This window comes from Arsenophonus sp. ENCA, from assembly GCF_002287155.1.
Classification (GTDB): domain Bacteria; phylum Pseudomonadota; class Gammaproteobacteria; order Enterobacterales; family Enterobacteriaceae; genus Arsenophonus; species Arsenophonus nilaparvatae.
Map to the genome: position 1 here is coordinate 1 of NZ_NHNG01000190.1, position 7,693 is coordinate 7,693.

General features: G+C 38.7%; 9 protein-coding genes and 1 pseudogene. 5 read left to right on the forward strand and 5 right to left on the reverse strand.

Translation table 11 applies throughout. The features are described 5' to 3' along the window. The 4 genes and pseudogenes from CBG25_RS04880 to dapE form a co-directional block, all read left to right on the forward strand. A partial coding sequence (locus CBG25_RS04880) for a transposase (protein ID WP_290604297.1) occupies positions 1–233 on the forward strand: 233 nt, incomplete at its 5' end. 144 nt (positions 234–377) lie between these two features. Continuing rightward, positions 378–809: pseudogene (locus tag CBG25_RS04885) on the forward strand (LuxR C-terminal-related transcriptional regulator); the annotation flags it as partial. A gap of 260 nt (positions 810–1,069) precedes the next feature. Then, positions 1,070–1,444: an ArsC family reductase gene (locus CBG25_RS04890; protein WP_290604972.1), complete on the forward strand. Its 375-nt coding sequence runs from the start codon at positions 1,070–1,072 to the stop codon at positions 1,442–1,444. A 2-nt stretch (positions 1,445–1,446) separates the two neighbouring features. Next, positions 1,447–2,577, forward strand: coding sequence for a succinyl-diaminopimelate desuccinylase (dapE, locus tag CBG25_RS04895; protein ID WP_290604974.1), 1,131 nt, complete (start codon positions 1,447–1,449; stop codon positions 2,575–2,577). Positions 2,578–2,616: 39 nt separating this feature from the next. On the opposite strand, the gene CBG25_RS04900 is transcribed toward dapE, so the two are convergent. After that, the gene (locus CBG25_RS04900) at positions 2,617–2,994 is read right to left on the reverse strand and encodes a DUF454 family protein (RefSeq protein ID WP_290604976.1); all 378 of its coding nucleotides are present in this window, start codon (positions 2,992–2,994) and stop codon (positions 2,617–2,619) included. Positions 2,995–3,073: 79 nt separating this feature from the next. Between CBG25_RS04900 and CBG25_RS04905 the strand changes: the two genes are divergently transcribed. After that, positions 3,074–3,268 carry a YpfN family protein gene (locus tag CBG25_RS04905; RefSeq protein ID WP_290604978.1) on the forward strand — a complete coding sequence of 65 codons (195 nt, stop codon included), beginning with the start codon at positions 3,074–3,076 and terminating at the stop codon, positions 3,266–3,268. Here the strand turns inward: CBG25_RS04905 and CBG25_RS04910 are convergent. The 4 genes from CBG25_RS04910 to CBG25_RS04925 form a co-directional block, all read right to left on the reverse strand. Beyond that, the gene (locus tag CBG25_RS04910; protein WP_290604980.1) at positions 3,249–5,279 is read right to left on the reverse strand and encodes a GNAT family N-acetyltransferase; all 2,031 of its coding nucleotides are present in this window, start codon (positions 5,277–5,279) and stop codon (positions 3,249–3,251) included. The two genes, CBG25_RS04905 and CBG25_RS04910, sit on opposite strands and share 20 nt — an antisense overlap. Next, positions 5,279–5,731 (reverse strand): DUF441 domain-containing protein, encoded by a 453-nt coding sequence (locus CBG25_RS04915; RefSeq protein WP_290604982.1) that lies wholly within the window; start codon positions 5,729–5,731, stop codon positions 5,279–5,281. Before CBG25_RS04915 ends, CBG25_RS04910 begins: the two co-directional genes overlap by 1 nt. Positions 5,732–5,855: 124 nt before the next feature. Then, a complete protein-coding gene (locus CBG25_RS04920) occupies positions 5,856–6,734 on the reverse strand; it encodes a neutral zinc metallopeptidase (protein ID WP_290604984.1) in 879 nt (292 codons plus the stop codon). Between the two features lie 587 nt (positions 6,735–7,321). Continuing rightward, the coding region (locus tag CBG25_RS04925) for a transposase (protein ID WP_290603757.1) at positions 7,322–7,693 on the reverse strand (372 nt) is incomplete at its 5' end.

The window sequence follows — 7,693 nt, forward strand, 5'->3', positions numbered from 1 at the left end:
GTAAAGGCCATCGAAACAAACCGTTGTCCAAGACTCAGCAAGGGCGAAACCACAGGATTGCAAAGACTAGGGCACGGGTTGAACATGCATTTGCGGCGATGGAACAAATGGGTAGAAAACTGATCCGCACCATTGGACAGGTGCGCGCTAATTTTGCCATGACGATGATGGCAGCATGTTACAACCTAAAGCGGTTGGCGTACTTCCAGAGCGCGTGCATCGTGGCTTTCTGACGCCCAGAATGGGTCAAATGGCCCTAGCCAGGGCAATGTGCGATAGAATCAGTAACGTGATAATCAAAAAAAATCTAATTATTTAGAATGAAAGCCAAGGGTTAATTGAAAATCTTGAGTTTTTCGAGGTGCCCTAACATGTATGGTCCTGAAGTTATTCGTCAAATTAGAAAAGAGGGAATTAAATCTTATATATTAATTCTTTCTTTTTCTGCTAATAGAATTGATGTTTATAATGCTATCGATGCTGGTGCTAATGGTTATTTATTAAAAAATTGCGAATTAGATATGTTACTTAATAGCCTGAAAAGCGCCGCAAATGGTTTACCCGTTTTTAGTAATCAAATTCATCAGTATTTAAATAATCGTCATCAATATCAAGATCCACTTTCTTCATTAACAAAACGTGAATTTGAAGTATTACGTGAAATTGCTAATGGACTAAAAAATAGAGAAATATCTAAATCTCTTTTTATTTCTGAAGAAACAGTCAAAGTACATATTCGTAATTTGCTGAAAAAACTTAATGTGCGTTCTCGCTTGGAAGCCAGCCTAGTTTATATGCGCGCTAAATAAACTTAACATAGATAAAATATCATTAAAGGATGAAGAAATGATTTATTAAAACATCATCATCTAACACATAGTATATTTATATGCATTGCTTAATTAACACATCATTTTATGTGATGTAGAATATATTTTATTGAATTTTTTTATAATCGATTTCTAATAAATTTAATAAGTATTCTACTTAATAGTAGCCTTATATAGATTATTATCGCATTTTGCAGCATTATAGAGATCTTTGCTACATATCAAAAAAGGAAATTATGATGTCAACTTCAGTAAGTTACATACTTTATGGTATAGAAAATTGTGATACTATTAAAAAGGCACGTCAGTGGCTGGATAATCATCATATAATCTATCAATTCCATGATTATCGCACGGATGGGATATCAATTGAATTACTCGAAATTTTTATTCAATACTTAGGCTGGGAAGCCTTGATCAATAAACGTGGTACAACCTGGAAAAAATTGTCCGATGAGCAAAAAGCGAATATTATTGATGTCGCTAGTGCTAAAGAGTTAATGTTAAAATATCCAGCAATTATTAAACGCCCATTATTAACAACTACTGGTAACCATTATCTACTCGGTTTTTGTATAGACCAATACCAACAATTTATTCATCACAGAGGCTAACCATGATTTGTCCTGTTCTTAAGCTTGCGCAACAACTTATTAAGCAACCCTCTGTTAGCCCCGATGATAATGGCTGTCAAACAATTTTAATTAATCGATTGAAAAAACTTGGTTTTTCAATTGAAGTTATGGCCTTTGACGATACCACCAATCTATGGGCATATCATGGCGAACAAGGTGAAACGCTAGCTTTTGCTGGACATACCGATGTTGTTCCGCCAGGTGCAACTGACAATTGGCGTTATCCTCCCTTTACACCAACATTAAATAACGGACTGCTCTATGGCCGAGGAGCAGCCGATATGAAAGGTTCCCTTGCTGCAATGATTATTGCCGCCGAGAGATTTATTAGCGATTTTCCCAACCATTCTGGCCGATTGGCCTTCTTAATTACTTCTGACGAAGAGGCTAAAGCCACTAACGGAACGGTAAAAGTGGTTGATGAATTAATGATACGAAATGAACAAATTGATTATTGCATAGTTGGTGAACCATCTAGCCAGATTAAAATTGGTGATATTATCAAAAATGGTCGTCGAGGATCACTCACCGCCAAACTCACCATCGAAGGAACGCAAGGGCACATTGCTTACCCCCATTTAGCCAATAATCCAATACATAGTTCATTAGCTTTTTTACATGAGCTAGTTAATAAAAAATGGGATGCGGGCAATGCTTATTTTCCTTCCACCAGCATGCAGATTTCCAATATTCATGCTGGTACTGGTAGTAACAATATTATTCCTGGCGAGTTAGTCATACAATTCAATTTTCGCTTTAGCAACGAACTCACCGAGCAACAAATTCGCCACCAAATTGAAGCAATACTAGAAAAATATCAACTCGATTATAAAATTGAGTGGTTATTATCCGGCCATCCATTTTTAACAGAAAAAGGTAAATTAATTAATATTGTCAGCCAGGTGATAAAACAATATTGCGGCTATCAACCTCAGTTATCAACTGATGGAGGAACATCTGATGGCCGCTTTATTGCTAAAATGGGGGCACAAATTGTTGAATTAGGCCCTTTAAATGCAACCATTCATAAAGTTGATGAATGTGTTAGTGTTGCTGATCTTCAGAAATTAAGTCTCGTTTATCAGGAAATTATGCAAAAAATATTATTATGAACCCAAAATTTAAATTCACTAGCTAAATAATAAATTGGGCTAATTTTTTTCCCCATCGATTTGTGGCAACCTTAATAGATAAGCGAGCAATATCGCTAAGATAATGAGGAGTGCCCCTCTGATCCAGCAACTTTCTACAAACCAAAGCGAAAAAATAAAACTAAATAAAATAATAACAATTATCTTAATTTTAACCCCTTTAGGCAGCGCTTTATGTTGTTGCCAATGACGAATATATTTACCAAACCATGAGTTATGAAGTAACCAGTAATGAAAACGTGGTGATGAGCGAGAAAAACACCAGGCGGCTAATAACAAAAAAGGGGTAGTGGGTAATAATGGCAAAAGTATACCCAATATCGCTAGGATAATACTAAACCAGCCGACAATAATGAGTAAAATTCGTTGTAAACGCATACTTAAATCTATAATAGTTATACGATAAAGGAAAAAAGAGTATACTTTATTTACTACATTTGCTAATGGAAAAACAACTATGCATTGGATAACTGATTACTGGTGGATTATTATTATTTTGCTTCTGATTGGTATCATTTGGAGTGCCGTCAAACAGATGCAAAAAATCGATCCTAAACGTTTTTTAGATAACAAACCCAAACTTCCTCCTCACCGTGATTTTAACGACAAATGGGATGACGAAGATGACTTGCCTAAGCAAAAGAAGCATTAACCCATGATTTAAGTTTTTCTGCTCGCTGCCAGTCCAATTTTGATAATGCTGCAGCAATATCGTTGCGTACCTGTTTTAACCACATTTTTTGACCTGTCAATTTTAACTGCTGACAGCATATCTCAATAGATAAATTATGTTCACAGTGAATTCTAGTCGCTGTTAAAGCCAGTGACGATTGAATTAATAACCGTCGGATTGCTGGATAGCTAGTTGAAAAACTTCTATTACCATAAGCAAAACCTGCCAAAACCTGCCAATCTTCATCATTTAATTTATCATCGCTAATTGCTGTTAGCGCTAAACCGGTTAGCTGATTGATATAAAAAGCGTCTCGCTTTAACAAATATTGCGCCCGTGACACCAATTGTTTAGCCGCTGTTGATAAAGGCAATACCGCCATAGCGGTATAATATCCACTAGTCGCTTCTTTACGGCTGCCAACTCTGACCAAATGAAAACCATTTTGCTGCCATAATGACTGCAACTGCTCACAATAGCCAAAGCTGACAGAAAGAAAATCTTTCCTCTCTTCCATCGCCTGCTGCTTATAAAAACGGAGTAATTTTGTTGCCACTCCCTGACGACGAAAAGCTGCAGCAACGGTTATACGGCTAATTCGCTGAGAATTCATTTGTGCCGCTTGCGGAAAATAGCTATGTGCAGCTAAAGATTGAGCAACTAAATTACCTCTAGGTCGACGCCGTCCAGCCCATACCTCATGGGCAAGCGACGCGGATAATCCACCTTCATCCACTAACCATAACACAGCTAACAAATTTTCCTTTTGCTGTGCAACCAATAAATGCATCCCTTGCGCATCCAATAATCGTCTTAAATCAAGCGGTGAGGTACGATAATGCGCATTAGTCAGCAAACTATATATTGCTGATAATAATTTTGGTTTTTCAATTAATAAAGACGGCGATATAGGTAACAACACCATGTGTTGGTTATTTAATTTAGCTAGCGTCGTTGATTTTGGTAAATATTCTTTTAATAACAAGCTATTATTTAACCAATTCTCCAACGGATCATTTGATGCCCAGCGGATCGGCGTGGTTAAAGTTAGAATGTGACATTGCGCTAATTGCGCACAAAGTTTTAGCAAAAATCCGCGCCCTGTGCCTTCATAGCCATCAACAGTGGTAGTAAAGAGTAAACGTGGGAAATAGTGCGTTAATTGATTTAGTTGCGCAATCGGGATCATCGCCGCTTCATCAATAATTAACCAATCAACCTTGTAGTTTTTTTGTAATCGACAATCAGCCAATAAATGGTCAATTGACCAATAGCGAATTTTTTTGTCGGTATAGTGCGTTAATACCATTGACGCTGATTTTGCTGGCGCACAAACCCAACATTCCCCCTGCCAACGTTCAATCAACATACCTGCTAACGCAGATTTTCCACGGCCACGAGGGGCAACTAATGCCCAAACCCCCTCCTTACCAGTCAGCAGAAGCTGCAAAATTTTTTGTTGTTCAATCGTTGTTTGTCCATTCGGCTGATGCCAGGCAGTTAATTGTGGTAGCTTGTCAGCGGTAAAAGGTTTACCTTCACACCACAGCAAAACATTAGCATCATACTGTAGATGATACTTCAACCAACAGACAAAATTTGGCACTGCTATTGTCGACGCCACTTCATTCCAGCGTTGACTATCTTGATCAGGCTGTTGAGACCAAGTCCCCCACTCAGGCAGGCAAAGAATGAGATAACTACCCGCTTTTAATGTCCCTGCCAACATCAGCAATGCTTCTGTATGAAAACCTTTAGTGGCATCAAAAACGCCATGTGAGAACTCTTGTCCTAATAGTGACCCCGCATTTTGTGGCAGTATAGCATCAGGCCAATGTGGTGAAATGATTGGCCAGTCGCCAATCATCCCTTGTCTAAGCGCAAATAGTTGCTCAATGATCCATTTGCTATTACCGCTTAGCACGAGTAAGCGGCGTTGCCCCTGAATGCGCAACTGAGATTGTAAATTAATCAGGCTTGCAATAGTCACTAAAACTTGCCAATCAGTAGCGAGAGAAGACCTGCTGCTATTAATGGACCAACTGGAACACCGCGGAAAACAGCAACGCCTATCACTGTGCCAACCAATAATCCGGCAACTGTGGGCGGTTGATTAGACATCAAAGAGACGCCTCTACTGCCAAGCCAAGAGACCAAAATGCCAATCACAATTGCCAATAACGATTTCCTGTTAAAAAAAGAGTTAATAACATCTTGTGGCGAGATCTTGCCACTGGCGATAGGGGCCATTACACCAATAGTTAAAATCAAAATACCGATGGTTAAGCCATATTTTTCAACCCAAGGGAAAAAATTATTAAGCGGCGTAATGCGAACAACTAACAAAAATAGCATTGCCAATGCCACCGTCATGTTATGACTAATTATTCCTAAGCCAGCCAACACTAATAAAATAAGTAATGTTGGATCAAAATTACCCATAAAATTATTTACCAATAAAAATATATAATTAATTTATCCTATCAATAAATCATGACTGATCAAAATAAATAATAGAGCCTATTAGCCGCTAAAATTGTGCTAACTCGAGGTAACTTTTATCGCGCTATAGTGCGCCAAAAGTATTACAACTTTTAAAGTCCCCGCTATCATAGCCTTTTTTAAACCAAGTATAACGCTGCTCAGAGGTACCATGGGTAAAACTATCGGGTACAATACGTCCTTGGCTTTGTTGCTGTAAACGATCATCACCGATTGCCTGGGCCGCCGCTAATGCTTGTTGTAAATCGCCTTCTTCTAGCAGACCTTGCTCATCCATTTTATTGCCCCAAACACCAGCAAAACAGTCAGCTTGCAGTTCAAGCTTAACCGAAAGTTTATTCGCGTCAGTACGACTCATACTTTGTTGAGCCTCTCTAACTTTTTGATCAATGCCTAATAAATGTTGAACATGATGACCTACTTCATGTGCCACAACATAGCCTTGGGCAAAATCACCACCTGCCCCAAGCTTATTTTTCATCTCTTCATAAAATGACAGATCAATATAAACTTTTTGATCAGCAGGACAATAAAATGGCCCCATAATTGCCTGACCAGTACCACAAGCCGTGGTAGTATAACCTCGATAAAGTACTAATTTAGGATAAGTATAACTACGTCCCAAGCGACTAAACTCTTTTTGCCAGACGTCTTCAGTTGACGCTAATATAACTGAGGTAAAATCAGCTAATTGTTGATCTTTGGCACTGATCGGTTGGTAATTTGCTTGGTGAGAGGAGTTAATGCTCGATCCGCCGGTGATAAAGCTGGTTAAATCGATACCATAATAGCCGGCAACGAGAACAACCACTAAAATGAATAAACCACTTTTTCCACGTAACGGCAATCGCATACCACCGCCACCAAAAGGTGATCCCATTCTACCCGATTGATTCCGTCTGTCTTCAACATTATCGCTCTTGCGATGATCCCGCCAGCGCATAATAATCTCCCAATATGACATGAATAATTAGCCCTTGATGGGATTATAGCGAATCATCGTCATTCTTGTGCAATTATTAACTCACAGTCGTGATAAAATTTAATAAATTCATTTCAATGCTACTAATTAAATAAAAAAAAATAGTTATAAGAAAAAACTAACAAAAATCGCTGGCCAATCACAGCGAAGCAGTAAATATTAATACTACGACTTTATTGATTATCTGTATAATCACTCCTGTAGCGGCCATCATATTGTAACCAATCTATATCATAGCCAAATAGGCTAAAGTGATTTTTTTCATAACTATTGTATACATTATTAGCTATTTAGTTATCCCATAGCCGTTTAATTCTGCCAGTATTTTAGTTAATAATTTAATATTAAAATTATTCCATATCTTTAATAATTAACCATCTACTTAACTTAATAGAATTCAATTAATACACTTCAGGGCACCTCGAAAAACTCAAGATTTTCAATTAACCCTTGGCTTTCATTCTAAATAATTAGATTTTTTTTGATTATCACGCTACTGATTCTATCGCACATTGCCCTGGCTAGGGCCATTTGACCCATTCTGGGCGTCAGAAAGCCACGATGCACGCGCTCTGGAAGTACGCCAACCGCTTTAGGTTGTAACATGCTGCCATCATCGTCATGGCAAAATTAGCGCGCACCTGTCCAATGGTGCGGATCAGTTTTCTACCCATTTGTTCCATCGCCGCAAATGCATGTTCAACCCGTGCCCTAGTCTTTGCAATCCTGTGGTTTCGCCCTTGCTGAGTCTTGGACAACGGTTTGTTTCGATGGCCTTTACGCTGAATCTGGCTCCTATAGCCGTTTGCCTTCAGCCAAGCTTCCCGCTCCGCAGAGGGATAGCCTCGGTCGGCGTAGATATTGCGATTGGTGTTGGCCTTGTCAATGACCCTTTCGAAATGCTGACTGTCGTGGGTGCT